Raw genomic sequence first — 26864 nt, 5'->3', positions numbered from 1 at the left:
GATAAGGGGCATGTGGTTGCGTGACCGCTGCCCACCCCAAGCGGGCATCAGGCGGCACGCGAGCGTATCTGGCGTCTCTCCCGGGCGTAGCCACTCGGGGATCGACCCACGTAGCGAGTGAAGGCAGTACTGAACGTGCTCGCAGACGAATAGCCCACGCGCTCGGCTACCTTCTCGATCACAAGATCCTGACGATCGAGGATGTCCTTCGCAATTGCCATCCGCCAGGCGAGCAGGTACTCCATCGGCGGCATGCCGACCGCGCGCGTGAAGCGCTGGAAATAAGCCGACCTCGACAGCGCGGCGGCCTTTGCCAACTGCTCCACCGTCCAAGCGCGAGATGGGTCGCGGTGCATCTCCCGGATCGATAGGGCCAGACGCTCGTCCGCGAGGCCGCGTAACAGACCTGCCGGCGCGGCGTCGCCCGGGGCTGCGCGCAAGGCTTCGATAAGCAGAACCTCGACCAGCCGGGTCAGGACGAGGTCGCGCCCCGACCTCGTTTGCATGGCTTCCTCACGCACGAGCCGCGCCAGCACGCCGAAGCGATCCTCGCCTCGGACGTGGATGACCGGCGGGAGCAGCGCCACCAGCAGCGCCGTGTCGGGCGAATCGAAGACGAAATAGCCGCCCAGCATGCGTACGTCGGGCTCCCCCTCGATGGAGCCATGGCGCAATTCATGGCCTTGGTCCGCGATGGCGGTGGGATCGACCTGCTGCGGCTCAGCGGGCTCGAACCCGGACAGGATAAATCCCGGAGTAGCAGGTAAGAACACGAAGTCGCCTGCCTCTAGATGCAGCGGATCCGCGCTATCGACCTGCAGCAGGCATGCGCCATCGGTCACCACGCAAAAGCCCGGGTGCCCGAATGGCGCGTAGCGGACGCTCCATGGCCCGGTGCCGGAAATACTCTTGCCCATGACTTTGTCGGGTCGGAGCAGGGTGATCAGCTCAGCCAGTGGATCGGTCATGACAGGACTCAGGCCAATGTTTTCTGGACGATACAAGATCAATAGTCCTTTGTCGCACGTCTATCGTGGTCACACCTATCAACCACGGAGGCACCACAATGAAAACCGTTCTGATCACTGGCAGCTCTTCCGGCTACGGGCTCGAAACCGCGCGTTACTTCCATGATCGCGGCTGGAACGTCCTCGCCACGATGCGCCGCCCGAATCCGGCCCTCCTGCCCGCGTCCGACCGCATCAAGCTGGTCGCGCTGGATGTCACCGACGCCGACAGTATCGCGCGCGCCATCGACGGGGCCGGTCAGATCGATGTTCTCGTCAACAACGCCGGCATCGGCGTCGTCGGCGCCTTCGAGGCCACGCCGATGCAAACGGTGCGCGAGGTGTTCGAGACCAACACGTTCGGCACGATGGCGATGGTGCAGGCCGTGATTCCGCAGATGCGCGAGCGCCGGGCGGGCACGATCGTGAATGTCACCTCGAGCGTCACCCTGGCCAGCATGCCGCTCGCTGCCGCCTACACGGGAAGCAAGACGGCGGTCGAAGGTTTCACCGGCTCTTTGGCGCACGAACTGGGCGCGTTCGACATCCGGGTCAAGCTGGTCGAGCCCGGCTATGGCCCGGCCACGCGGTTCGCCGAGAACGGGGCCGAGCGCATGAACGGCCTCATCCCAGAGACCTATGCGGACTATGCCCGACCGATCTTCGAGGCTTTCGCTCGTCCGCATGCGACAACGCGCCCCGAGGATGTTGCCGAGGTCGTCTGGCGAGCCGCGCACGACGGCTCCGACCAGTTCCATTTCCCCGCTGGAGCCGATGCCGTCGCATTGGCAGGGCCGCGGTGAAGACGCCGGCACGATTGCCCCGACCTGGAAGGCAGCAGCAGCGCTGGATGTCGGTCCTCGGGTTGCTCTTAGCAGCGGCGCTCGTCACATGTCCTGGCCAAGCCGCTAGTGCTTCGCGCGCTCCGAACGTCTGCTCATGGACGAGGCTGGAGGCCATTACGTCCAAAATTCCTGAGCAATCCGCTCACCCCACCACCCTCCCCCACATCTCCCGAATCGCCAGCCCACCACCGCCGATCAGCACGCCGAAGTACACGATGCTGGCCAGGTTCATCAGGTGGCCGAGCAGCACCGCCACGCCGTCGCGCTGCATCAGGCCGATGGCGAGCAGCAGCAGGGCGATGGCGGGCAAGGTGTTGCTGAAGGGCACGAAGCCGAACGGGGCCATCAACAGCACGGCGCCCAGGACCAGTCCGGCATCGTTGAGCATCTGCGCGGGGCGTGGATCGACCAGCCCGGGCAGGCGATGCGGGCGGCTGACCTTCTGCAGGCGGCCGACCCAGGTCAGGCCGCGCGTCAGTGCAGCCCGTAGCCGGTCTGCTGGCAGCCGACGCTGGCGCAGGCGGGCCGGCAGCCACGGTGGGCGGCGCAACAGGCGCGAGACGCCCACCAGCAGGATGCCCGCGCCGAACACCGTGCTCACCCCCGGGATGGACACCGGGATCAGGAACACCAGGGTCAGCAGCGCGGTCAGCATCAACAGGCCTTGTGGGCCGAACTGCTCCAGCAGCGCATCCAGGCTGAGCTGGTCCGGCGGGAGGCGATCGATGGCGTGCTGCAGCTGGTCGCCCAGCGTCTGCTCCGAGGCGGTCGAGGACATGCGCGAGGGACGTGTGGTGGGGGAGACGCCCGAGCCTAGCCCGAAGGCCGATGTCGGCGCTGTCAGGCACCGATCGGACGGGAGCTGGCGTTCAATCAGGCGTGCCGACGCTCGCTGTGGGCGGCCAGGAACGAGCGCAGCGAGGCCGGCTTGACCGGCTTGGTCAGCAGCCGGTAGCCGCGCTCGCGCGCCTCGACCTTGAGCTCGTCGCGGCCATCGGCGGTGAGTAGGGCCCCGGCAATGGGCTTCGGACTGGCCGCGCGCAGCGCATCGAGCGTATCCAGGCCTTCCAGGCGATCGTGCAGGTGGTAGTCGACCAGCATCACCGCCGGTGCATCGGCGACCACGCGCTCGAGCGCGGCATCCACCGTGCTGGCACTGACCACCTCCACGCCCCAGCGGCCCAGCAGCACGCGCATGCCGTCCAGGATCTCCTGGTCGTTGTCCACGCACAGCACCTTCAGGCCGGTCAGCGAGTCGCTGGCCGGTGGGCGCCGCTGGCGCACGGCCGGAGCACTGACGGCGGCCGCGCGCGGCACGGTGATGGAGAACATGCTGCCCATCCCGACGTTGCTGCGCGCATCCAGCGGCGCATCGAGCACGCGGGAGATGCGCTGGCAGATCGACAGGCCCAGCCCCAGGCCCTGCTCGCCCCAGTCGAAGGGCTGCTGGTAGCGCTGGAATTCATCGAAGATCTGACGCATGTGCTGGGGCGGGATGCCCGGGCCGGTGTCCCACACTTGCAGCTCCAGCTGCTTGCCGCGCCCGCGCATGCCCAGCACGATGCGGCCCGAGCGGGTGTAGCGCAGCGCATTGGCGATGAAGTTCTGCAACACGCGACGCAACAGGCGGCGGTCGCTGCGCACCGGCGCGCTGGCGCGGGTATGCACGCGCAGCTGCAGGCCGCGATTGGCCGCGACAGGCGCGTACTGGGCGGCCAGTTCGCGCAGCAGCTCGGCCGCGTCGAAGTCGCTCAACTCGGTGCGCAGGCGATTGGCGTCCATGCGCGAGACATCAAGCAAGCCGTCCAGCAACTCCTCGGCCGCACGCAGCGAAGCGTCCACGCGCTCGGCCAGGCGCACCTGCTCAGCCGCATCGCCGCCGCTCTCGCGCAGGGCCGAGGTGAACAAGCGCGCGGCGTTGAGCGGCTGCAGCACGTCGTGGCTGATGGCCGCCAGGAACCGGGTCTTGGACTGCTGCGCGGCCTCGGCCTCCTGGCTGCGCTCGGCCACGCGCTGCTCCAGCGTCTCATTGACGCGCAGCAGCGCCTGTTCGACGTGCTTGAACTCGGTGACGTCGTTGTAGCTGGTTACGTAGCCGCCGCCGGGCAGCGGCTGACCGCGCATCTCGATCACCTGGCCATCGCTGCGCACGCGCTCGAACACATGCGGGCTGCCCGCGCGCATGTAGCCGATGCGCTTGCTGACCTGCTCCTCCACATCGCCGTCGCCCAGCTCGCCCTTCTCCGCGTTGTAGCGGATCAGGTCGGCCACGGGGCGGCCGACGTAGAGCATGCCCTCGGGGTAGCCGAACATGGTCTGGTAGCGACGGTTCCAGGCCACCAGGCGCATCTCGTGGTCGACCACGCTGACCCCGGAGCTGATGTTCTCCAGCGTGGAGGAAAGGATCTCGCGGTTGAAGCGCAGCTCCTGCCCGGCCTCGTCCAGCACCGCGACCACCTCGCCCAGTTCCATGCCCGAGCCGCGCAGCACGCTGGTCAGCACCAACCGCGCCGAGGCCGCGCCGATAGCCGAGGCCAGCAGCCGCTCGGTGAACTGCACCCAGGCGCGGTCGGCGTTGGCATCGAGCTTGAGCTCGCGGCCCAGCTCCTCGGCCTGCTCGGTGAAGGCGCGGCTGGCATGGCGCTCGCCAACCACGCGCTGGGCCAGGGACATCAGGTCGGCTACGCGCACGTTGCCCGGCCACTCGCTGGCGATCAGCGCGCGCCGCTGCGCATACGGGTCCAGGAACGGCACGATGCGCAGGCGCTCGTCCAGGCTGGGTCGCCAGCGCGCCGAGACGATCATCATCGTGGCCGCGTTGAGCAGCAGGGACCAGAACGTGCCGTGGGTCAGCGGATCCCAGCCGGACAGGTGGAACAGCTGCTGCGGGCGCAGCCAGCTGATGTCGAACGGCCCGGTGCGTAACCATTCCGGCCCCAGCCAGCCCGAGGCCGACAGGGTCGGCAGCAGCAGCGTGTAACCCCACACCGCAAAGCCCACCGCCATGCCCAGCTCCACGCCGTGGCGGCTGGCGCCTCGCCAGTACAGGCCGCCGATCAGCGCCGGGGCGAACTGCGCCACCGCCGCGAAGGCGATCAGGCCGTAGCTGGCCAGTGTGCTGTCGCCATTGCTGCCCCGGTGGTAGGCGTAGGCCCCCAGGGCCAGCAGCACGATGACGGCACGGCGGATCCACAGCACGCGGGTGGCCATGTCGGCGGCGTCGTGGCGCTCGCCCCAGCCGCGACGCAGCAGGATCGGCATGACCAGGTCGTTGCTGATCATCGTGGCCAGGGCGATGCTGGCCACGATCACCATGCCGGTTGCCGCCGAGAAGCCGCCGATGTACGCGGCCATCGCCAGCTTGTCATGGCCCATGGCCATTGGCAGGGCCAGCACGTAGGTGTCGCCAGCCTGGGCACCGCGACCGCCGAACAGCTCTACGCCGGCCGTGGCGATGGGCACCACCATCAGCGAGATGATCACCAGGTAGCCGGCGAACATCCAGCGCGCACGACGCACGTCGCCCACGTCGCCGCACTCGACCACCGCCACCTGGAACTGGCGCGGCAGACACAGGATGGCCAGAAAGCCCAGCAGGGTCTGGGTGAAGAAGCCCACCGGCGGCTGATTCTCGAACAGCGTGCGCGCGGCCTCCCCCAGCGGATGCTCGCGCGCGCCCAGCCAACGCCAGGACACGAACCCCACCGCGACCAGGGCCACCAGCTTGACCACCGATTCGAAGGCCAGCGCGGCCATCATGCCGTGATGGTGCTCGGTGGCATCGACCTGGCGGGTGCCGAACAGCGCGGCGAACAGTGCCATCAGCAGGGCCACGTACAGGGCCGGATCGTGGAAGAAGCCGGTAGCCTCCGGGTTGTACCCGGTCAGCACGCCCAGGCTCATGGCCACCGCCTTGTACTGCAGCGCCAGGTAGGGAATGACGCCGAACAGCGCGATCAGGGTGACCAGCGCGGCCAGTCGGCGCGAGCGGCCGTAGCGCGAGGAGATGAAGTCGGCGATGGAGACGATGTTGTGGCTACGCGCCACCAGCGCCAGGCGCTCGATGATGCGCCAGCCGAACAGCATCAGCAGCAACGGGCCCAGGTAGATCGGCAGGTAACTCAAGCCATGGCGCTCGGCCGTGCCCACCGCGCCGTAGAAGGTCCACGACGAGCAGTACACCGCCAGCGCGGCCGAGTAGATGATCGGACGCAGCCAGCTACGGTTGGGATAGAGCGGGTAGCGATCGCCCAGCCAGGCCACGCCGAACAACACTGCGGCATAGCCGACGGAGATCCCCAGCAGGACCCAGCCTGAAATCATGGTCTCTCTTCCTGATGGCCGCCGGGCCGCCGTGGCACCTCCCGGCAAGGCGGGCCAGTGTACGTTGCCGCTGTCGGCGCACGCACGCGACACTCGGGCCGCCATGCGCGCATTGCGATGCATCGACGTGGACTGAAGAACGCCTGCGCCGTCCGGCTCGCCTGGCGAGCGGGTTGGGCAGGCGCGGTCGCTCCTGCGTGCCGGTGGTTACCGACGCCAAGGCCCGTGTGCGCCGCTTTCTGGGGGTTTGCTGTACGGCCGGGAGCGTCGGGCGCGGCAAAGCGCAGAGCGGAACACCGTCATCCTGCAAGGCGCGATCACGCTGGCCGGACCGGACAGCGCAACGCCATCAACCGTCGCGCAGCGGCAACGCATGCGGCGACACCCGCACCGCAGGCGGTATTCAGCCCACCTGCGCCGGAGCGAAGCTCAACCGCGCCACGGTACCGCGCCCTGGATCGGACTCGATCTGCATGCGCCAGCCCAGGTGCTCGCTCAGCCGGGCGATCAGGTCCAGGCCGATGCCGCCCCCGTCTCGCCCGCCCCCACCACGCGCCAGCCGGCCATAGACCGCGCTAATTTCTTCCGGCGACATACCGTGCCCGGGGTCGCGAATGACGACGGTGGCCTCGGGCTCCAGCCCCACCTCGATCCGGCCGCGGTCGCTGTTTTCCACGGCGTTGCGCAGCAGGTTGCCGACCGCGGCCTGGACGATGGCCAGCGGCGCACGGATCGCGCAGGGCTGCAGGGGCGCGACGACCAGCTCCAGGTCACGCCCCTCGGTCAGGTGTTGATGGTCGGCCACGACCTCAGGCAGCAGGTCCTCCAGCGCGACCACGTCGGCGCTGCGGTTCAGGCGCGAGGGATCCTTGGCCAGGACCAGCAGCAGAGAGATCAATTGCTCGACATTGCGTGCGGTGCGGCGCACCCGCAACAGCGGCTGGCGGGCGGCGGGCGGCAGGTCCGGCTGCTCCAGGGCCAACTCGTTGGCACCGGCGATCACCGCCACCGGCGTGCGCAGTTCATGGCTGGCGCTGTCGATGAAAGCGCGCTCGCGCTCGACGAAGCGGGCGTTGCGCTCCAGGTAGTCGTTGAAGGCATCGCCGATCACACGCAGTTCCTCGCTGGCGTCGTCGGCCACAGCGATGCGCGCGGTCCCCTCATCCGGCCGCAGTCGAACGATCTCGCCGGCCAGCGCGCTCAATGGTCGGACCGCGCGGCCCAGGCCCCAGGCCATGACCAGACCGAAGATGGTGATGGCCGCCGCCGCGGTGCCGATGGTGACCGCGGTCACCGAGCCTTCCACCCCCTCGAAGCGGGTCAGATCCAGGGCCAATGCCAGCCGCCCCAGGGAGGTGTCCTCCACCAGCACCACGTGTTCGACCCCGCCGATCTCGAAGTCGTCGTGCAGGCCTGGACTGAGCCTGGCCAGATCGGTCGGCACGTCGGGATCGGTCTGCAGGAAGTACATGCGCTCGGCCGGGTCGTCGATCCAGTTGTAGCGCGGGTCGGCGGTCCTGCGGTCTACGAAGTGCTGCATGTCCGAACGCATCAGCGAGCGCCAGACCTGACGCTCGGCGTGTTCGTTGACCACCTCGCCGCCCATGACCACCGCAGCGGTCACTACCACCAGGTAGAGCAGGGCCCAGCGCAGCAGACGCGCGCGCAGCGAGCTTCTACGCGCCATCGGCCGGCGCCGTTCCCGCATCGATGCGATAGCCCACCCGCGGCAGGGTCTGGATCAGCTTGGTGTCGAACGGGCCATCCACGCTGCGCCGCAGCTCGTAGATATGCGAGCGCAGCATGTCCCCGTCCGGTGGCTCCTCGCCCCACAGCGCATATTCCAGGCGCTGCCGGGTCACCGCAGCCGGGCTGGCCTGCATCAGTACTTCCAGGACCTTGCGGCAGGCCGGATACAGATGCAGCGCGCGGCCGGCGCGATGGGCTTCCAGGGTGGCCAGATCCAGGGTCAGGTCACCGACCTGCAGGACCCGGCGCCGGTTGCGCCCCTTGGCCCGGGCCAGCAGCGCCTCCAGGCGCACCTCCAGCTCCTGCATGGCGAACGGCTTGGTCAGGTAGTCATCGGCCCCGGTGCGGAACCCGTCGATCTTGTCGGGCAGCTCGTCGCGCGCGGTCAGCATGATCACCGGCACGTCGCTGGCGTGCTCGGCGCGCAGGCGATGCAGCACCTCGCGGCCATCCATGCGCGGCAGCATCCAGTCCAGGACCACCGCATCGAAGGTCTGCGTGGTGGCCAGATGCAGGCCGGTCACCCCATCCGGGGCGGCATCCAGGGCATGCCCACGCGGTTCGAAATAGTCGAACAGGTTGGCGACGAGATTGCGATTGTCTTCGATGACCAGCAGCCGCATGGCCGCATCCTCCTGCACAGGTGGCGGCGCGGGCAGCCCACGCGAGGCGGATTTTGCACGCGCGGGCTGTCGGAATCCCGTGGGAACCGGCGCCGGCGCCCATGTTCCCATAGCCACACGTGACTTGATTGGTTAAGCGCGGCCAACGTCGCTCCGACGGTGCTCCGACAGCGGAATGTCCAGCATGGTGGCGTTTCCGGTGAGCCGTCTGCCTTGCCATGTCCAATACCGTTCTGGTCCGGGCGCGTGCGTCCAGCGTTCCACGTCTCCATCCCGATCTCCTGCTGTGGGGCCCGCTGTGTGCGGCAGCCGTGGCCATTGCGCTGTTGCAGAGCGCTGGCGGGGATCTGTGGCTGGCTGATCACCTCTACGCCTGGGAGGGCGGGCGGTGGGCGCTGGAGCACGCCTGGGCGACCGAAACGCTGGTCCACCAGTGGGGCAAGCGGCTGGACGTGGTGGCCTGGCTGGCGCTGGCGGCGGTCCGGATCTATCTGGTCCGCAAGCCTGCCGCCCGGACCTGGGGCAAACCGCTGAACTACCTGCTGGTCGCCACGGTAGCCGGGCCCTTGCTGGTGTCCTGGATGAAGGGCTGGACGCTGGTGGACTGCCCCTGGGACCTGGCCCGCTACGGCGGCGCCCACCCCTACATCGAGCTGTTGCAAGCGCGTCCGGCTGCCTATGGACCCGGCCGTTGCTTCCCGGCTGGCCATGCGAGCGCCGGCTACGGCTGGCTGGCGCTGTTCTTCGGCCTGGGCGCGGTCCGGCCGCGGCTGGGCTGGTTCGGGCTGGCCATCGGCGCGATGATCGGCCTGGCCTTCGGGATCGGCCAGCAGCTGCGCGGCGCGCATTTCCTCTCCCATGACATCGCCGCGGCTACCACCTGCTGGTGTATGGCACGGCTCGTGCAGCGCTTCATGCTGCCCTCCTGGAACACGCGTACATGAGCTCCCGCTCCACCGCCACCCATCCGCCCGCCGCCGCTGTGAAAGGGACCCGCTTCTGGCAGGACGGTCGGCCCGTGGTGTCCAGCGAGACGCTGGTACTGGTGACCAGCCTGTACTTCGCGGTGTTCAGCAACGCCCGCTTCTGGTCGGCGGCGATCAGCTCGCTGGATCGGCAGTGGGGGATGGCCCTGGCCCTGTTGGTGCTCCTCGTTGCCCTGCATGCCCTGCTGCTGGGCCTGGTGGTCAACCGCTGGACGGCCAAGCCGCTGCTGACGGTGGTACTGCTGGTCACCGCATTCGCCTCGCACTTCATGGTCAAGTTCGGCCTGTACCTGGATCCAGACATGATCCGTAACGTGCTGGCCACCGACCGGCGCGAGTCTTCCGAGCTGATCACCTGGTCGCTGCTGATCCCGCTGCTGCTGGGCGGCATCCCGGTGGCGCTGCTGTGGTGGGTGCGCCTGAAGCGGCGCCCGTGGCCGCGCGCGCTCGCAGCGCGCAGTGCGCTGCTGGCCGGCGCGCTGATCGCCACCGGCGCGGCGGCCATGGCCGGCTATCAGCCGCTGTCGGCGCTGATGCGCAATCAGCACGACCTGCGGTACCTGGCTACGCCAGGCAACTGGATCTTCTCGCTGATCAACGTGAGCGTGTCCGGCCCGCCAGGACAGAAGCAACCCAAACTGCCCATCGGCACCGATGCGGTCCAGGTGGCGGCGCGGCCGGCCGGCGCCCGGCCGCGCCTGCTGGTGCTCGTGGTGGGCGAGACCGCGCGCGCCAAGAACTGGGGCCTGGACGGCTATGCGCGCGACACCACGCCAGCGCTTGGCAAGGCCGACGTGATCAACTTCCCCGATGCCCACTCCTGCGGGACCGCCACCGAGGTCTCGGTGCCGTGCATGTTCTCGCCGTGGGGCCGCCACGACTATGACGAGAAGCGGATCCGCCAACACCAGTCCCTGCTCAACGTGCTCGACCATGCCGGCATCGGCGTGGTGTGGCGCGACAACCAGGCCGGCTGCAAGGGTGTGTGCGACGGCCTGCCGACCCAGTCGGTGACCAATGCGAAGGATCCGGACCTGTGCAACGCCGAGCGCTGCTGGGACGGCATCCTGCTCAAGGATCTGGACGGCGCGCTCGCCATGGCCAAGGGCAGCAGCGCCGACCGGGTCCTGGTGCTGCACATGCTGGGCAATCATGGTCCCAGCTACTACGACCGTTATCCGCCTCAGTTCGCACGTTTCATCCCGGCCTGCCAAAACGCCGACCTGGGTCGCTGCTCCCAGCAGGACATCGTCAACGCCTACGACAACGCGCTGAGCTACACCGACCACGTCCTGGCCAGCCTGATCGACCAGCTCAAGGCCCGCACCGACGTGGACACCGCGCTGGTGTACATGTCCGACCACGGCGAGTCGCTGGGCGAGAAGGGGCTGTTCCTGCACGGCGTGCCCTACGCCATCGCGCCGCAGGAGCAGACCCACATCCCGATGATCATGTGGTTCGGCGAGGGTTTCGCCCATGACGAGGGACTGGACACGCAGTGCCTGCGCCAGCACGCGGGCGAACGGGTCGGCCACGACAACCTGTTTCCCTCGGTGCTGGGCCTGCTGGACGTGAAGACCTCGCTCTATGACCGCTCGCGTGACCTGTTCGCGCCATGCCGAGGCAAGGTAGTAGCAAGCCGGTAGCTCGATGCAGTTGCGGTTGCGGTTGCGGTTGCGGTTGCAGTTGCAGTTGCAGTTGCAGTTGCAGTTGCAGTTGCGGTTGCCGTTGCCGTTGCCGTTGCCGTTGCCGTTGCCGGACAGCTTCTGCTTTTGCGCCTTGCTTCACCTGTCTGAGCCGTAAAGCGCGCCGAGCACCGCAGCAAAGCAGGGCCGAAGAGGCGCCTTGTCTGAGCGTAGCGAGTTTGGGCGCCGTGCCCTGCTTTGCGAGGAGCGCAGGGCACCGATGCGCAGCATCGGCGCGCGTTTTCAATCCCCTTTTTGGGACCGGCGAGTCGCGGTTTTGGTGACTTTTGCCGCGACAAAAGTCACTCGCGCCTGCAAGGCGCGAAAGCCTTGCCCTTGTCGCGCCGCAGGTGCGATGCCTTTTTCTCCACTCATCAAGCGCACCCGAGCAAAATGGGTTTGCTCAAAATTGAGAAGCTTTAAGCAGGATCAAAAGCTTTCACGCCCTTCGGGCGCGACTTCCTTTTGTCTTGGCAAAAGGAAGCAAAACCGTTACTCGCCGGACACTCGCCGCCGCTACGCGGCGGTCCCCTGCGCTTCTCGGAAGCCAGGGCACGTCGCCCAAACTCGCTGCGCTCAAACAGGGCGACTCTTCGGCCCCGTCTTCCTGCGATGCTCGGCTCGCTTTACGGCTCAGACAGGGGAAGCGAAAAGCACATGCAACAACCAAAGCGACAACAACGGCTCAGAGGCACAGGCACAGGCACAGGCACAGGCACAGGCACAGGCACAGGCACAGGCACAGGCAAGCCTGCGCCGAATCAGCCCCGATGCGGCGTCCCCAGATACTCGGCGCTCTGCATCTCGATCAGACGCGAAGCCGTACGCTCGAACGCCCCCGCCAGGCGCGTGCCCGAATACAGCGCCACCGGCGAGGCGTCCGCGCTGCAGACCAGCTTGACGTGGCGGTCGTAGACCTCGTCGATCAGGTTGACGAAACGGCGCGCGGCGTCTTCGTTGAGCCGGTCGAAGGTCGGGATGCCGCCGATCACCAGGGTCTGGAACTCCCGCGCCAGCTCGATGTAGTCGGTGGTCGAACGCGGGCCTTCGCACAGCTCAGCGAAGTCGAACCACGCCAGGTCCTGGGTCCGCCCGCGCAGGGCGATCGCGCGCCCGTCGACCTGGATCTCCCCGCCCTGTGCTGGCGCGCCGGCCAGCTCCTCCCAGCGCTGGGCCAACCACGCCTCGGCCCCGGCATCCAGCGGCGCGCGGTACACCGGCGAGCGGGTCAGGGCGCGCAGGCGATAGTCCTGCTCGCCTTCGGCGTAGAGCACCTTGCAGTGCTTGACCAGGGTGTCGATGGCCGGCAGGAAACGCTCGCGCTGCAGGCCGTCCTTGTAGAGATTCTCCGGCGCGGTGTTGGAGGTGGTCACCAGGGTCACGCCCTGGGCAAATAGGCGCTCCAGCAGGCGCCCGAGCAGCATCGCATCGCCGATGTCGGTGACGAAGAACTCGTCCAGCACCAGCACCCGCAGCGAGTCCTTCCACTCCTGGGCGATGCGCGCCAGCGGATCACTCTGCCCGGCGTGCTCACGCAGGCGCTCGTGGATGTCGCGCATGAAGCGGTGGAAGTGGGTGCGATGCTTCTGGCGCACCGGCAGGCCGTCGTAGAACAGGTCGACCAGGAAGGTCTTGCCGCGGCCCACGCCACCCCAGAAATACAAGCCATTGACCGGGGCGGGCTTCTTCCAGAACGCCGACAGGCGGTCCAGAAAGCCGTCCTGCTCCTCCTCGCACAGGGCGGCGTGGATGCGGTCCAGCTCGGCCAGCGCCGCATGCTGGGCACGGTCATCGCTCCACTGGCCGGCCTTGGCGCCCTGCGCATACCGTTGCGAGGGCAGCAGGTCCACCTGCGGCGCGCTCACGCGCCCGCCGCCGGCAGCCAGCCCTTGACCGCGTGCTCAATGGCGCCGCGCAGGTCGATCAGCTTGCGATGGAAGAAGTGACTGGTGTCGGGCATGCGCACCAGCGTATGCGGGGCCTGGTCGCCGATCTCCTCCAGCCAGTCGTAGACGGCCTGCGGATCGACCACCTCGTCGGCGTCGCCCTGCACCACTAGCCAGCGCGACGGCGGCTGGATCCCGGAAAAATCCCAGCGTCCTGCCGGCGGCGCGATGGAGACCAGCACCTGCGGCTGCAGTGCGGCGCTGGCTTTGAGCGAAACGTAAGCGCCAAAACTGAACCCGGCCAGCCACAGCACCTTGTCCGGCTGCTGATCGCGGACCCAGGCGACCACCGCGGCCAGGTCCTCCTGTTCGCCGACACCGTCGTCGAACTGGCCCTGGGACTGGCCGACGCTGCGGAAATTGAAGCGCACGGTCGTGATGCCCAGCTCGCGCAGCGCGCGCGCGGCCATCGTCACGACCTTGTTGTGCAGGGTGCCGCCGTCGGTGGACAAGGGGTGGCAGACCACGGCAATGGCGCGGACGGCCGGGACGTCGGCCTCGGGTAGGTCCACGGCCACTTCCAGGGCGCCGGCGGGCCCGTCCAGCAGCAAGGTGCCGGACGCGTTGGGGAATGCGGGGGTTGGCATGGGCGCCATGATAACGCCGACGCCTGCGCAGGCCCGATCAAGCGCTCCGCGGCGACGGGCCAGCTGCGGCGCGCTGCGCGTCCAGGCACGCAGCGACCGGTGCATCAGGGCAGTCCCGCAACCGAGACGCACCTCGGTGCCCGGCAGCCCATGGCACGCGTGTGGGCCCAGACACAGCGACGCCGGCCCTCACGGACCGGCATCGGTGTGGGCCGGCGTTCTCCGCCCCGGCCCGTGGCGCCCCTCCCAGGGAGTTGTCTACTTGGTGATATCCACGTGTTTGGTTTCACGCAGGAAGATCATGCCCAGCACCAGGGTCATGAGCGAGATGCCGATCGGATACCACAGGCCGTAGTACATGTTGCCGGTGGCGGCCACCAAACCGAAGGAGATCGTCGGCAGGAACCCACCGAACCAGCCGTTACCGATGTGGTACGGCAGCGACATGGAGGTGTAGCGGATGCGGGTGGGGAACAGCTCCACCAGCCATGCGGCGATGGGGCCGTAGACCATGGTCACCAGCAAGGCCAGGACGAACAGCACCGCCACCAGCATCGGCTTGTTCATCCGCGCCGGATCGGCTTTCTCCGGATAGCCCGCCGTGGTCAGGGCGCCTTTGAGCTGGCTGACGAACGCATCGGATCTGGCCTTGCTTTCTTCCTTGGACAGTCCGCCGCCCTCGTAGGCGTTGATCTGGTTGTTGCCCACGTTGACGGCGGCCACCGTGCCCGGCGGCGCGGCCTTGACCGAGTACGGCACGCCAGCCTTGGTCAGGGCGGTGGCGACGATGTCGCAGGAGCTGGTGAAGGACTTCTTGCCCACCGGATCGAACTGGAAGCTGCAGGTCTCCGGATCGGCCTGGATGACCACCGGGGCGCTGGTCCGGGCTTCCTCGATGGCCGGGTTGGCGTAATGGGTCAAGGCCTTGAACAGCGGCATGTACAGCACCGCGGCGAGCAGGCAGCCACCCAGCACGATGACCTTGCGGCCGATGCGGTCGGACAGCCAGCCGAAGAACAGGAAGAACGGCGTGGCGATCAGCAGCGCGCCGGCCAGCAGCAGCGCACCGGTGGTGGCATCCACCTTCAGCGCCTGGGTCAGGAAGAACAGCGCATAGAACTGCCCGCCATACCAGATCACCGCCTGGCCGGCGGTGGCGCCCAGCAGCACCACCAGCATCAGCTTGAGGTTGCCGCCCTTGAGGCTGTCGCGGAACGGCATCTTGGAGCCCTTGCCTTCGGACTTCATCTGCTGGAACAGCGGCGACTCGCTGAGCTGCATGCGGATCCAGACCGACACCCCGAGCAGGATGATCGACACCAGGAACGGGATGCGCCAGCCCCAGGCCTCGAAGGTTTCGTTGCCTAGCAGGGTCCGGCAGGCCAGGATGATGGTCAGCGACAGGAACAGGCCGACCGTGGCGGTGCACTGGATGAAGCTGGTGTAGAATCCACGCTTGTTGGCGGGCGCATGCTCGGCCACATAGGTGGCCGCGCCGCCGTACTCGCCGCCCATGGCCAGACCCTGGGCCAGGCGCAAGATGATCAGGATCACCGGCGCGGCAAAGCCGATGCTGGCGTAGGACGGCAACACGCCCACCAGGAAGGTGGACAGGCCCATGATCAGGATCGTCACCAGGAAGGTGTACTTGCGGCCGATACGGTCACCCAGGCTGCCGAAGAAGGCCGCGCCGAACGGCCGCACGAAGAAGCCCGCGGCGAAGGCCAGCAACGCGAAGATGAAGGACGTGGTCTCGTTGACGCCGCTGAAGAATTGCTTGGCGATGATCGCCGCCAGCGAGCCATAGAGGAAGAAGTCGTACCACTCGAACACGGTACCCAGGCTGGACGCCAGGATCACGCGCTTGTGGCCGGAGGTCAGCGTGCCCCCTGAGGAATGCGAAGAAGCAGTGGTGGCCATGGAGGTCTCCGGGTTTTAGAAGCTGTACTTCACGGATGTCTGGATGCGCTTGAGGTCGCCGGACCGGTCGTCTTCGAGATCGCGGCGGCCCCAGGTAAGTTCTGCACCCAGGTCGAGCTTGGGGAACGGGGAATAGATCAGGTTGGCGTGCCAGGACTGCGACCGCTCGGTCACGCCGTAGCCGGTGTACTGCGGGTCGTTGTCCAGCAGCGCGGCCGAATACATCAGATTGCCGCGCAGCTGCGGCGAGAACAGGTGGCGCCAGGCGACGTAGCCGCCATAGGCGTTTTCGACATGCAGATCGGCGTCTGCATCGAGCACGGTGTCCGGCGCCAGGCCCAGGGCCATGTAACGGCCGACGCCCTTGCCGCCATTGACCTGGAAGCGCAGGTCGTCGCGCTTGCCCATGTTGAGCTTGCCCGACACGCTCAGCGCGCCGCCGCTCTTGTCCTGGTCCAGGTACTTGAACTGCCGCAACAGGCCCGCCACGCTGAAACTGCCCCAGTCGCCCTTGGTCGCCCACTTGGCAGTCAGGTCCGGCAGCGCGTTGTCGCCGGAGTTGGAGCGCGCACCCGTCAAATAGGCGCTCATGGTGGTCTGCGGATTCTCCAGGGACATGGAGAAGCCCCCGTTGGTATAGCGCAGCTGTGCCTGGCGCACGAAGATCACGCCATCGGTGGGCCCAAGGAAGTCCACCGCGTCCGGCAGCGCCTCGGGGGCCATGAAGTTGGTCCAGGTCTGGCCGGCCAGCCAGTGGTTCCAGCTGACGTAGGCATGACGCAGGGTCAGCGCATAGGTGTTGGTCGAGGTCTCGTTGCCGGCCAGCGTGTTGCTGCCGCCACCGAACATGTCCGCCTCGATGTACGCCTTAAGCTTGTCGCCGTTCTCGGTGACGGTATCCATCGAGACGTTGAAGCGCGAGAACTGCGCGTGGAAGTCGGTGTAGCCATCGCCGCCGTCCGCGCCGGCACCGCCCACCGGAATGGAGGCCGGGACGTAGAACAGGCGGCCAGCCGAGCCGTCGGTGATGCGGCCATCGGAGGTGTCGGTGTACATGCCATCGAACTTGATGAAGCCACCGAAGGTGAAGGTGGTGTTCGGCATCGCGCCGGAGACGATGGACTGGGACTGAATCGGCGCCTTGCCGGCTGGGGCCGTGGCCACCGAGGTGCGTACCTGGTCGATCTGGGTCTGGGCCTGGGTGACCTGGCCCTGGGTCTGGGTCAACTGCGACTGCTGCTGTTGCTGCGCATTGAGCAGCGCCTGGACCTGTGCCTCGAGCTGGGCCACACGGGCCTCCAGTTCCTTTTCTTTCTTGGTGTCAGCCAATGCAACGCCAGGCAGCAGCAAGGCGATCGTCAACGCAGCCGTCAGCGGCCGGCGCGACATCGAAGCGATGCGTGTGGTCATGTCCCTTCTCTCCCAGGAAGTCCGCGTCGTACACGGTTGGAACGTCCTTTCCCCGAGGACGTGGGCGCAGACTGCGCGTGCCCCATGACCGCAACCATTCGTCTTTGGTCGAAACGCGTCTCACTTTAAGACCAAGGTCTAACGGGCTTGCTGCGTTGCGCAAACCACTGATCGGTCAAACTTGTGGACGACGAAAAGGCTGGCCGGACCCCACCCCGGCTTGTCCATATCCACCGTGTTGAGAAGGAGGTAGTTCCATGTCCGATCTGTACCCCGTCGATCCCGCATTCGCCAAGCAGGCGCTGGTGGATGCCGACACGTATGCGCGGGATTACCGCGCCTCGGTCGAGGATCCGGAGGCATTCTGGTCCAAGGCCGCCCAGCGGCTGGACTGGATGAAGCAGCCCACTCAGATCAAGGACGTGAGCTACGACCTGGAAGACTTCCGCATCAAGTGGTTCGCCGATGGCGAGCTCAACGCCAGCGTCAACTGCCTGGACCGGCAGCTGGACAAGCATGGCGACAAAGTCGCGCTGCTGTTCGAGCCGGACAGTCCGGATTCGGAAAGCTACGGCGTCACCTATCGCGAGCTGCACGCACGCGTATGCAAGCTGGCCAACGCGCTGCGCAGCCTGGGCGTGGTCAAGGGCGACCGGGTCACCATCTATTTGCCGATGATCCCCGATGCGGCCGTGGCGATGCTGGCCTGCGCGCGCATCGGCGCGGTGCACTCGGTGGTGTTCGGCGGCTTTGCGCCCAACTCCATCGCCGACCGGGTGATTGACTGCGGCAGCAAGCTGATCATCACCGCCGACGAGGGCCTGCGCGGCTCCAAGAAGATCCCGCTGAAAAGCAACGTCGATGCCGCGCTCAAGCTGCCGGGCACCAACAGCGTGGAGACCGTCTTGGTGGTCAAGCACACCGGCGGTGCGGTGGACATGCAGGCCCCGCGCGACCGCTGGTTCCATGACGTGGTCGACAGCCAGCCGGCGACTTGCGAGCCGGAGCGCATGAACGCCGAGGACCCGCTGTTCATCCTGTACACCTCCGGCTCGACCGGCAAGCCCAAGGGCGTGCTGCACACCACCGGCGGCTATCTGCTGTGGGCGGCGTACACGCACGAGGTGGTGTTCGACCTCAAGCCCGACGACATCTACTGGTGCACGGCCGACGTGGGCTGGGTCACCGGCCACAGCTACATCGTCTACGGACCACTGGCCAATGGCGCCACCTCGCTGATCTTCGAGGGCGTGCCCAACTACCCGGACAACTCGCGTTTCTGGCAGGTCGTGGACAAGCACCAGGTCACCCTGTTCTACACCGCACCGACCGCGATCCGCGCCCTGATGCGCGACGGCGAAGCGCCGGTCAAGAAGACCTCGCGCAAGTCGCTACGCCTGCTGGGCACGGTCGGCGAGCCGATCAACCCGGAAGCCTGGCGCTGGTACTACGAGGTGGTCGGCGACAGTCGCTGCCCGATCGTGGACACCTGGTGGCAGACCGAGACCGGCGGCCACATGATCACCCCGCTGCCCGGCGCCACCGCGCTCAAGCCCGGCTCGGCCACAGTGCCGTTCTTCGGCGTGCAGCCGGCGCTGGTCGATGCCAATGGCGCCGAGCTGGAGGGCGAGGCCGAGGGCAACCTGGTGATCAAGGACTCCTGGCCGGGCCAGATGCGCACGGTCTACGGTGACCACCAGCGCTTCATCGATACCTACTTCCGCACCTATCCGGGCACCTACTTCACCGGTGACGGCTGCCGCCGCGATGCCGACGGCTACTACTGGATCACCGGGCGGGTGGACGATGTGATCAATGTCTCCGGCCACCGCATCGGCACGGCCGAGGTGGAAAGCGCCCTGGTCTCCCACCCCAAGGTGGCCGAGGCGGCCGTGGTGGGCTTCCCGCACGACATCAAGGGCCAGGGCATCTACGCCTACGTCACCCTGGTGGCCGGCGAGCAGCCCAGCGAGGACCTGCACAAGGCGTTGATCGCCCACGTGCGCAAGGAAATCGGGCCGATCGCCTCGCCCGACCACCTGCAGTGGGCGCCGGGCCTGCCCAAGACCCGCTCGGGCAAGATCATGCGTCGCATCCTGCGCAAGATCGCCGAGAACGCACCGGATCAGCTGGGCGACACCTCGACCCTGGCCGATCCTTCGGTGGTGGATTCGCTGGTGTCCGAGCGCAAGGTCCAGTAGGAGGCATGGGCACCGTGGCCAGTGACGCGTCGAAAGCCGATCGCCTGGTCTGGCACTATGCCAGCCGGGCCACGTACGAATCCCCGGCGCATGCGCGCGACGGGGAGACGCACCGGCACGACCCCCACACCACGATCCCCGCTTCCATGACCACACTGCTGATTGCCGACGACCATCCTCTGTTCCGGGAAGCCCTGCGCGGCGCCGTCCAGCGCGTGCTGCCCGGCGTGCACCTGCACGAGGCCGACAGCGTCGATGCGCTGTACACCCTGGTGGAGGCCAACCCCGATGCGGACCTGCTGCTGCTGGACCTCAACATGCCCGGCGCACACGGCTTCAACGCCCTGGTCCACCTGCGCGCCCTGCACCCGCAACTGCCGGTAGTGGTGGTGTCCGCGCGCGAGGAGCCGGCGGTCATGCGCCGGGCGCTGGACCACGGCGCGATGGGCTTCATCCCCAAGTCGGTCGATTCGGACACCATCGGCGAGGCCATCGGCCAGGTGCTCGATGGGGAGCGCTGGGCGCCGGAGGAGGCGCACAACGCGCCGGCCATCGGCCGCGATGAACACGAAGTCGCCCAGCGCCTGCGCGACCTGACGCCCCAGCAGTTCCGCGTGCTGCAGATGCTGGGCGCCGGCCGATTGAACAAGCAGATCGCCTACGACCTGGGCGTGTCCGAAGCCACCATCAAGGCGCACGTCACCGCAATCCTGCGCAAGCTGGGCGTCACCAATCGCACCCAGGCTGTGCTGATGGCCGGGCGCCTGTCGGTGGATCCCGATGGCCTGATCCCGCCCCCGGAAGACCAGGAATAAGCGTTCCTCGGTGGGAGCCGCCATGGCGGCGGCGATGATGCCCTCCCGGAAACGCCCTTCGCCGCCGTGGCGGCTCCCACGAGATCTGTGGCATGGATGATGCCGCCACCTACGCCGCACTGATCGACGAGGCCTTCGCCGACTACCACGCGCGCTATGCGCGCATCACCCCGTGCTTTGCGGGTACAGAGGCCGGGAACACGCCTGTGGGAGCCGCCATGGCGGCGATGACGCCTTCCCGGAAACGCTCTTCGCCGCCGTGGCGGCTCCCACGAGGTCTGTGGCATGGATGATGCCGCCACCTACGCCGCGCTGATCGACGAGGCCTTCGCCGACTACCACGCGCGCTTTGCGCACATCACCGGGCGCGCGAAGCTGCGCTTTGCGCAGCGCGACTGGAATGGCGCGCGCGACGATGCGGTCGAGCGCATCGCGCTCTACGACGCCTGTGTGGACGAATGCCGGCTGCGCCTGCAGGCGGTGATGGGCCCGCGCGCATTCGACCGCACGCTATGGCATGCCATCCGCGAGCGCTACGCGACCCTGATCGACGCGCAGATCGACCGCGAGTTGTACAAGACCTTCTACAACACGCTGACCCGGCGCTTCTTCCGCACCCAGGGCGTGGATGCGCAGGTGGAGTTTGTGGCGCTGGACATCGCGCCCACCGAGGCCATCACCCATCCGGTCGCGCGGCACAACTATCTGGTCTCGCAGACCCGGCCGGTGGACACCTTCGCCCGGCTGCTGGGCGACTACGTGTTCGCCGTGCCCTATGCGCACCAGGCGCGCTGCGCGGCCGCCATCGCCGTACGCCTGCACGACGATCTGGCCGGCTGGGGTGAGCCGGTGCGCGCGGTGGAGCTGCTGGACACGGTGTTCTATCGCGAACGCCGCGCCTACCTGGTCGGCCGGGTGCTGGGCGAGACGCGCTTTGCGCCGTGCATGATCGCGCTGATCCACGACGAGGCCGGCCTGCGCGTGGACGCGGTGCTGACCCGGCGCGCGGACGTGGCCCAGCTGTTCGGCATCTCGCGCAGCTACTTCCACGCCGACCTGCCCACGGTCGGCGATGCGGTGGTGTTCCTGCGCACCTTGCTGCCGCACAAGCCCATCGACGAGCTGTACACCGTGCTGGGCCGCGCCAAGCAGGGCAAGACCGAGCGCTTCCGCACCTTCTACCATCACTTCGGCGATCACCCCGGCGAGCAGCTGGTGCAGGCCGAGGGCACACCCGGGCTGGTGATGGCGGTGTTCACCCTGCCCAGCTATCCGTTGGTGTTCAAGCTGATCCGCGACCGCTTCGCCGAGACCAAGCAGGTCACCCGGCAGGAAGTGCAGGAGCGCTATGCGCTGGTGTTCAACCGCGACCGGGTGGGGCGCCTGCTCGACGCGCAGCCGTATCGCGCGCTGCGCTTCCCGGTCGCGCGCTTTGCCCCGGCGCTGCTGGCCGAACTACGCGACACCTGTGCTGGCAGCCTGACCTTCGAAGGGGACGATGTGATCATCGCCCTGTGCTACGTGCAGCGCCGGCTGCGCCCGCTCAACCTGTACCTGCGCGAGCAGCCGGCCGAGGCCGCCCGCGCGGCGGCGCTGGACTACGGTCAAGCCATCGTGGACATGGCCCGCAACAACATCTTTCCTGGCGACATGCTGTTGAAGAACTTCGGCGTCTCGCGCCACGGCCGGGTGGTGTTCTACGACTACGACGAGGTGCGGCTTATCACCGACTGCCAGTTCCGCGACTGGCCCCAGGCGCAGAGCTATGAGGAGCAGATGGCCGACGAGCCCTGGTTCCATGTCGCCCCGGGCGACGTGTTCCCCGAGCGCTTCGCCCAGTTCATGGGCTTGCCCGCCGCGCTGGCCCAGGCCGTGCGCGCGGTGCATGGGCAGCTGTTCGATCCGGCCTGGTGGCGCGAATTGCAAGCCGCGCTGGCGCAGGACCGCTATCCCGACACCCCTCCCTATCCGCCCTCGCTGCGCGTAGCCTGAACGCCGCGCACACCTGCCATACACCGCCACAAAAAAGTGATTGACGCCTTTCGGATGCAGGCACAGACTGCCGCCCGCCCGGCGCAGCCACAGCGTGTCGGTTCCTTTGGTGAAGCCCCCTTCCTCATGCCCAGCGACCCTTCCAGTCGATCTTGTCTGCCGTCAACGGTGGCTGCGCGCTGAGTCCTGATCGGGTTCGGCCAGGCGGCCGTTGCGGCTGCCCAACCAGGCCGTTCCGATGAACCTGAAGCACTTCTCCTTCAAGACCACCGACGCGGTGGCCGCCCAGTTGGACGCGCTGCGTCCGCTCAACACCGCCGACGTGGTCGAGCGGCTCAACAAGCTCAAACCCGCCCTGGCCGACGCGACCTTCGCCCGCCTGTCCGACACGCGCGCGATCAATGTGCTCGAGGCGCCCGAGCTGCTGCGCGGCCCGCAGCTGCTGCAGGCCCTGCAGCGCCCGCGCCGGGCGCGCGTGCTCGAAGGCATGGCCGACGACCGCGCCGCCGACCTAGTCCAGGCGCTGGAGTTGACCGACCAGGCCGCAGCCCTGGCCGACCTGGCCGCGCGCGCGCCGGCCAGTGCGCACGCGGTGCAGAAGCTGATGCGCTACCGCCCGCGCACCGCCGGCGCGCTGATGACCACCGAGTACGTCGGGGTACCGGCCGACTGGACCGTGGCCCAGACCCTGGACCACGTGCGCGAGGTCGAGCGCAAGCGCGAGACCGTGTACGCCATCTACGTGCTGGCTCCCGGCAGCGACGTCCTGCAGCAGGTCGTGACCCTGCGCCGGCTGATCACCGGCCAGCCTGCCGACAACATCCTCACCGTGGCCCAGGTCAATCCGCCGGTCACCGTCTCGCCGCTGACCGACCAGCAGGAAGTCGCGCGCCTGATCCGCCGCCACGATCTGCTCTCGCTGGCCGTGGTTGATGAACAACGCCGCATGCTGGGCATCGTCACCGTGGACGACATCATCGACACGATGATGGAGGAAGGCACCGAGGACGCGCACAAGTTCGGCGGCCTGGAGGCGCTGGACGCGCCGTACATGCAGATCGGCTTCTGGCGGATGATCCGCAAGCGCGCGGGCTGGCTGTGCGCGCTGTTCCTGGGCGAGATGCTCACCGCCAGCGCGATGCAGCACTTCGAGGGCGAACTGGACAAGGCGCTGGTGCTGACCTTGTTCATCCCGCTGATCATGAGCTCCGGCGGCAACTCCGGTTCGCAGGCGACCTCGCTGCTGATCCGCGCCCTGGCCCTGGGCGAGCTGCGCCTGCGCGACTGGTGGAGGGTGGCCCTGCGCGAGCTGCCCACCGGCATGCTGCTCGGCGCGATCCTGGGCGTGATCGCCATCCTGCGCGTGGTGGCCTGGCAGCGGCTGGGAATCTACGACTACGGCCCGCACTGGCCGCTGGTGGCCCTGACCGTGGGTGCGGCGCTGGTGGGCATCGTGACCTTCGGCTCGCTGGCCGGCTCGATGCTGCCGTTCGCGCTGCAGCGGCTGCGCTTCGACCCGGCCAGCGCCTCGGCGCCGTTCGTAGCCACGCTGGTGGATGTCACCGGGCTGGTCATCTACTTCAGCATCGCCCTGCTGATCCTGAGCGGGACGCTGTTGTAGGCGAACCACCGTCGGTGGAGATGGGAGCCGCGATGGGAGCCGCCATGGCGGCGATGGGGCGCTACCGGTCAAGCTCCTCGCCGCCATGGCGGCTCCCACGGATGCGCTGGGCCGCCCTCGCACCGGCTTATGGGACGCCAGCGATCGGCCGCCTGATCTCAACCTCCAGCCCCGTCGTTCCCGCGTTCGCGGGAACGACGGTAAAAGTTTCGCTGGCTGGGCCTGTGGACGGGATTGCGCAGCGCGCTCGATCGCTTTGAGTGGGAGTCGCCATGGCGGCGATGAGGCGTTACCGATCAAGCCCCTCGCCGCCATGGCGGCTCCCACCGCGGCTAGCGGGGTTCTAACGAGTTCTACCAGGCCTGCGCTCGCGTAGCGCGTCATGCGAGGGCATCGCCCCGCCGTGTAACGTGTGGGGCGATGTCCCGCTTCCAGATCGCCGCTGCCATCGCATGAGCACCTACCGCCTCAAGTCCGTGTTCGCGCCGACCTCGATCGCCATCGTCGGCGGCAGCCCGCGCGATCGCTCGGCCGGGCGGGCGGTGGTGCGCAACCTGCGCGCGGCGGGGTTCCCGGGACGGATCGCCTGGATCAATGCGCGCTACAAGCGCATCGACGAGGTGGACACCGTCCCGCGGCTGTCGGACCTGGACTACGTGCCGGACCTGGTGATCGTCACCGCGCCGGCGCGGACCGTACCCAAGGTCGTGGCCACTGCGGCCGAGCGCGGCGTGGCCGCCGCGATCATCCTCACCGCCGGCCTGGGCCACGGCCCCGGTTCGCTGGCCGAAGCCACCGAGCGTGCCGCGCGCGCGCATGGCCTGCGCCTCCTCGGGCCGCATTGCCTGGGCGTGATCGCCCCGCACGCCAGGCTCAACGCCAGCATCGCCGCACACACCCCACTGCCCGGCGACCTGGCGCTGATTTCCGAGTCCTCGGCCATTGCCGCGGCGCTGGTGGAATGGGGCGTCGCACATCAGGTCGGGTTCTCCGCGGTGGTTTCGCTCGGCGACGCGCTGGATGTGGACTTCAGCGACCTGCTGGACCATTTCGCCACCGACTACCGCACCCGCGCGATCCTGCTCTACGTCGAATCCATCCGCGACGCGCGCAAGTTCATGTCCGCCGCGCGTGCGGCCGCGCGCGGCAAGCCGGTGGTGGTGGTCAAGTCCGGACGTGGGCGCGAAACGGGCGGCACGACCCACACCCAGGCCCTGGCCCGCCCCGACGCGGTCTACGACGCCGCCTTCCGACGCGCCGGCCTGCTGCGCGTGGGCGCGCTGGACGAGCTGTTCGCCGCCGCCCAGACCCTGGGTCGACTGGGCACCTTTCCTGGCCGGCGCCTGGCGATCCTGTCCAACGGCGGCGGCGTGGGCGCCCTGGCCCGCGACCAGCTCGGCGCCCTCGGTGGCACCCTGGCCGGGCTGTCGGAGGCCACCGTGGCGCGCCTGGACCAGGCCCTGCCGGACTGGTCGCGCGAGAACCCGGTGGACATCGTGGTCGACGCCGACGGTGAGCGCTACGCGGCCGCGGTCGAGGCCTTGCTCGCCGACGCGGAGAACGACGCGGTGCTGGTGGTCAACGTCCCCACCGCCTTCACCTCCTCGGCCGATGCGGCGCAGGCGCTGACCCAGGTCGTGGGCCAGCGCCCCCGCCACAGCCGGGCCAAGCCGGTGCTGGCCGTGTGGCTGGGCGGTGGCGAGGCCGCCCTGACCACGCTCAACGCCGCGCACATTCCCAACTATGCGACCGAAGCCGACGCGGTGGCCGGCTTCATGCACCTGGTGCGCTATCGCGAGGCCCAGACCGCGCTGATGGAGACGCCGCCCAGCCTGCCGCAGGATTTCGTGGTGGATGTCGGCGCCGCCCGCGCCATCGTCGAGGCGGCGCTGGCCGATGGCCGTCAGTGGCTGGACCCGATTGCCGCCACCGGCGTGCTGCGCGCCTACGGCATCCCCACCGCGCGTATCTGGGCCGCGCCCGACGCCGAGGCCGCGGTGAAGCTGGCCCAGCCATTGCTGGACGAAGGCCTGCCGGTCGCGGTCAAGGTGCTCTCGGCGGACATCCCCCACAAGTCCGACGTGGACGGGGTGCGCCTGAACCTGGTCTCGGCCGAGGCGGTGCATGCGGCCACCACCGCGCTGATCGAGCGCGCGCGCCGGCTGCGCCCGGAGGCGCGCATCGACGGCGTTGTGGTCCAGCCCACGGTGCTGCGCCCCAAGTCGCGCGAGCTGATCGCCGGCATCGCCGACGATGCGGTGTTCGGCCCGGTGATCGTGTTCGGCCGCGGTGGCACGGCGGTGGAGGTGATCGACGATGTGGCCCTGGCCCTGCCGCCACTGGATCTACGCCTGGCCCACGAGCTGATCGGCCGCACCCGGGTCTCGCGCATCCTCAAGGCCTACCGTGACGTGCCCGCCGCCGACGAGCGTGCCGTGGCACTGGTCCTGGTCAAGCTGGCCCAGCTGGCCGCCGACATTCCCGAGATCCGCGAGTTGGACATCAATCCGCTGCTGGCCGACGCCAGCGGCGTGGTCGCGGTGGACGCGCGCATCGCCGTGGCGCCCTCGCGCCAACTGCACAAGGGTCGCGGGCATCCGCGTCTGTCGATCTTCCCCTATCCCAAGGAATGGGAGCGCCACATCACCCTGTCCGACGGCAGCGAGGCCTTTGTGCGGCCGGTGCGGCCGGAGGACGACGCGCTGTTCCGCGCGTTCTTCGCCCGGGTCACCGACGAGGACCTGCGCCTGCGCTTCTTCCAGTCTGTCAAGCATTTCAGCCACGAGTTCATCGCGCGCCTGACCCAGCTGGACTACGCACGTTCCATCGCCCTGGTGGCCATCGACCCGGGCAACGGCGAGATGCTCGGCGCGGTACGCCTGCTGGCCGACGCCGACTACGACCGCGGCGAGTACGGCATCCTGATCCGCTCGGACCTCAAGGGCGCCGGCCTGGGCTGGCAGCTGATGCGGATCATGATCGACTACGCGCACTGGCAGGGGCTGCGTCAGGTCGAGGGCCAGGTCCTGCGCGAGAACCGCACCATGCTGGCCATGTGCCGGCAGCTGGGCTTCACCCTCAAGCCCGACCCGGACGATGCCTCCATCACCAACGTGACCCTGCCGATCCAAGCCGCCCGGGGGGAGCCCTGAGC

General features: G+C 68.2%; 17 protein-coding genes. 8 read left to right on the top strand and 9 right to left on the bottom strand.

Features of this window, described 5'->3' with window-relative positions; all coding sequences use genetic code 11:
• Positions 1–47: 47 nt before the first annotated feature.
• Positions 48–968, bottom strand: a complete 921-nt coding sequence (locus ACORQU_RS08405) for an AraC family transcriptional regulator (protein ID WP_491644556.1) — start codon at positions 966–968, stop codon at positions 48–50.
• 98 nt (positions 969–1066) lie between these two features.
• Between ACORQU_RS08405 and ACORQU_RS08400 the strand changes: the two genes are divergently transcribed.
• Positions 1067–1810 (top strand): SDR family oxidoreductase, encoded by a 744-nt coding sequence (locus ACORQU_RS08400; RefSeq protein ID WP_491644554.1) that lies wholly within the window; start codon positions 1067–1069, stop codon positions 1808–1810.
• A 184-nt stretch (positions 1811–1994) separates the two neighbouring features.
• Here ACORQU_RS08400 and ACORQU_RS08395 read toward each other — a convergent pair whose 3' ends face one another.
• From ACORQU_RS08395 to ACORQU_RS08380, 4 genes are all read right to left on the bottom strand, one after another.
• On the bottom strand, positions 1995–2630 hold the full coding sequence (locus ACORQU_RS08395; protein ID WP_491644552.1) for an exopolysaccharide biosynthesis protein: 636 nt from the start codon (positions 2628–2630) through the stop codon (positions 1995–1997).
• A 95-nt stretch (positions 2631–2725) separates the two neighbouring features.
• Complete coding sequence (locus tag ACORQU_RS08390) at positions 2726–6175, bottom strand: hybrid sensor histidine kinase/response regulator (protein WP_491644551.1); 3450 nt, start codon at positions 6173–6175, stop codon at positions 2726–2728.
• Positions 6176–6578: 403 nt separating this feature from the next.
• Positions 6579–7862 carry a sensor histidine kinase gene (locus ACORQU_RS08385; RefSeq protein WP_491644549.1) on the bottom strand — a complete coding sequence of 428 codons (1284 nt, stop codon included), beginning with the start codon at positions 7860–7862 and terminating at the stop codon, positions 6579–6581.
• Positions 7852–8547 carry a response regulator transcription factor gene (locus tag ACORQU_RS08380; RefSeq protein WP_271647777.1) on the bottom strand — a complete coding sequence of 232 codons (696 nt, stop codon included), beginning with the start codon at positions 8545–8547 and terminating at the stop codon, positions 7852–7854. The genes ACORQU_RS08385 and ACORQU_RS08380 overlap by 11 nt, the downstream gene beginning before the upstream one ends.
• A 218-nt stretch (positions 8548–8765) precedes the next feature.
• Here ACORQU_RS08380 and ACORQU_RS08375 point away from each other — a divergent pair, with 218 nt between their 5' ends.
• Together ACORQU_RS08375 and ACORQU_RS08370 are read left to right on the top strand one after the other, a co-directional pair.
• The gene (locus tag ACORQU_RS08375; RefSeq protein WP_271647778.1) at positions 8766–9491 is read left to right on the top strand and encodes a phosphatase PAP2 family protein; all 726 of its coding nucleotides are present in this window, start codon (positions 8766–8768) and stop codon (positions 9489–9491) included.
• Positions 9488–11179 (top strand): phosphoethanolamine transferase, encoded by a 1692-nt coding sequence (locus ACORQU_RS08370; RefSeq protein ID WP_491644547.1) that lies wholly within the window; start codon positions 9488–9490, stop codon positions 11177–11179. Before ACORQU_RS08375 ends, ACORQU_RS08370 begins: the two co-directional genes overlap by 4 nt.
• Positions 11180–11979: 800 nt before the next feature.
• Here the strand turns inward: ACORQU_RS08370 and zapE are convergent.
• The 4 genes from zapE to ACORQU_RS08350 form a co-directional block, all read right to left on the bottom strand.
• Complete coding sequence (gene zapE, locus ACORQU_RS08365) at positions 11980–13068, bottom strand: cell division protein ZapE (protein ID WP_491645016.1); 1089 nt, start codon at positions 13066–13068, stop codon at positions 11980–11982.
• An 11-nt stretch (positions 13069–13079) separates the two neighbouring features.
• Positions 13080–13751: an alpha/beta hydrolase gene (locus ACORQU_RS08360; RefSeq protein ID WP_491644545.1), complete on the bottom strand. Its 672-nt coding sequence runs from the start codon at positions 13749–13751 to the stop codon at positions 13080–13082.
• Positions 13752–14009: 258 nt separating this feature from the next.
• Positions 14010–15671, bottom strand: coding sequence for an MFS transporter (locus ACORQU_RS08355; RefSeq protein ID WP_491644543.1), 1662 nt, complete (start codon positions 15669–15671; stop codon positions 14010–14012).
• A gap of 15 nt (positions 15672–15686) precedes the next feature.
• Positions 15687–17081, bottom strand: a complete 1395-nt coding sequence (locus ACORQU_RS08350; protein ID WP_491644541.1) for a DcaP family trimeric outer membrane transporter — start codon at positions 17079–17081, stop codon at positions 15687–15689.
• 257 nt (positions 17082–17338) lie between these two features.
• Here ACORQU_RS08350 and acs point away from each other — a divergent pair, with 257 nt between their 5' ends.
• From acs to ACORQU_RS08325, 5 genes are all read left to right on the top strand, one after another.
• Positions 17339–19282: an acetate--CoA ligase gene (acs, locus tag ACORQU_RS08345; protein WP_491644540.1), complete on the top strand. Its 1944-nt coding sequence runs from the start codon at positions 17339–17341 to the stop codon at positions 19280–19282.
• 146 nt (positions 19283–19428) lie between these two features.
• Positions 19429–20097 carry a response regulator transcription factor gene (locus ACORQU_RS08340; protein ID WP_271647784.1) on the top strand — a complete coding sequence of 223 codons (669 nt, stop codon included), beginning with the start codon at positions 19429–19431 and terminating at the stop codon, positions 20095–20097.
• Between the two features lie 285 nt (positions 20098–20382).
• Positions 20383–22089 carry a bifunctional isocitrate dehydrogenase kinase/phosphatase gene (gene aceK / locus ACORQU_RS08335; RefSeq protein WP_491644538.1) on the top strand — a complete coding sequence of 569 codons (1707 nt, stop codon included), beginning with the start codon at positions 20383–20385 and terminating at the stop codon, positions 22087–22089.
• A 238-nt stretch (positions 22090–22327) separates the two neighbouring features.
• Positions 22328–23710 (top strand): magnesium transporter, encoded by a 1383-nt coding sequence (gene mgtE, locus ACORQU_RS08330; protein ID WP_491644535.1) that lies wholly within the window; start codon positions 22328–22330, stop codon positions 23708–23710.
• Positions 23711–24162: 452 nt separating this feature from the next.
• On the top strand, positions 24163–26862 hold the full coding sequence (locus ACORQU_RS08325) for a bifunctional acetate--CoA ligase family protein/GNAT family N-acetyltransferase (RefSeq protein WP_491644533.1): 2700 nt from the start codon (positions 24163–24165) through the stop codon (positions 26860–26862).
• Positions 26863–26864: the final 2 nt, after the last annotated feature.

It is taken from the genome of Pseudoxanthomonas sp. JC1303 (assembly GCF_058448525.1).
Note: the sequence above shows the minus strand (reverse complement) of the source record. Positions and strands in the feature narration are given on the sequence as shown.

Excerpts from the sequence above, each read along its gene's own strand:
- ACORQU_RS08405 (WP_491644556.1), bottom strand. The coding sequence starts at position 968 with ATGACCGATCCACTGGCTGAGCTGATCACCCTGCTCCGACCCGACAAA.
- ACORQU_RS08400 (WP_491644554.1), top strand. The coding sequence starts at position 1,067 with ATGAAAACCGTTCTGATCACTGGCAGCTCTTCCGGCTACGGGCTCGAA.
- ACORQU_RS08395 (WP_491644552.1), bottom strand. The coding sequence starts at position 2,630 with ATGTCCTCGACCGCCTCGGAGCAGACGCTGGGCGACCAGCTGCAGCAC.
- ACORQU_RS08390 (WP_491644551.1), bottom strand. The coding sequence starts at position 6,175 with ATGATTTCAGGCTGGGTCCTGCTGGGGATCTCCGTCGGCTATGCCGCA.
- ACORQU_RS08385 (WP_491644549.1), bottom strand. The coding sequence starts at position 7,862 with ATGGCGCGTAGAAGCTCGCTGCGCGCGCGTCTGCTGCGCTGGGCCCTG.
- ACORQU_RS08380 (WP_271647777.1), bottom strand. The coding sequence starts at position 8,547 with ATGCGGCTGCTGGTCATCGAAGACAATCGCAATCTCGTCGCCAACCTG.
- ACORQU_RS08375 (WP_271647778.1), top strand. The coding sequence starts at position 8,766 with ATGTCCAATACCGTTCTGGTCCGGGCGCGTGCGTCCAGCGTTCCACGT.
- ACORQU_RS08370 (WP_491644547.1), top strand. The coding sequence starts at position 9,488 with ATGAGCTCCCGCTCCACCGCCACCCATCCGCCCGCCGCCGCTGTGAAA.
- ACORQU_RS08360 (WP_491644545.1), bottom strand. The coding sequence starts at position 13,751 with ATGCCAACCCCCGCATTCCCCAACGCGTCCGGCACCTTGCTGCTGGAC.
- ACORQU_RS08355 (WP_491644543.1), bottom strand. The coding sequence starts at position 15,671 with ATGGCCACCACTGCTTCTTCGCATTCCTCAGGGGGCACGCTGACCTCC.
- ACORQU_RS08350 (WP_491644541.1), bottom strand. The coding sequence starts at position 17,081 with ATGACCACACGCATCGCTTCGATGTCGCGCCGGCCGCTGACGGCTGCG.
- acs (WP_491644540.1), top strand. The coding sequence starts at position 17,339 with ATGTCCGATCTGTACCCCGTCGATCCCGCATTCGCCAAGCAGGCGCTG.
- ACORQU_RS08340 (WP_271647784.1), top strand. The coding sequence starts at position 19,429 with ATGACCACACTGCTGATTGCCGACGACCATCCTCTGTTCCGGGAAGCC.
- aceK (WP_491644538.1), top strand. The coding sequence starts at position 20,383 with ATGGATGATGCCGCCACCTACGCCGCGCTGATCGACGAGGCCTTCGCC.
- mgtE (WP_491644535.1), top strand. The coding sequence starts at position 22,328 with ATGAACCTGAAGCACTTCTCCTTCAAGACCACCGACGCGGTGGCCGCC.
- ACORQU_RS08325 (WP_491644533.1), top strand. The coding sequence starts at position 24,163 with ATGAGCACCTACCGCCTCAAGTCCGTGTTCGCGCCGACCTCGATCGCC.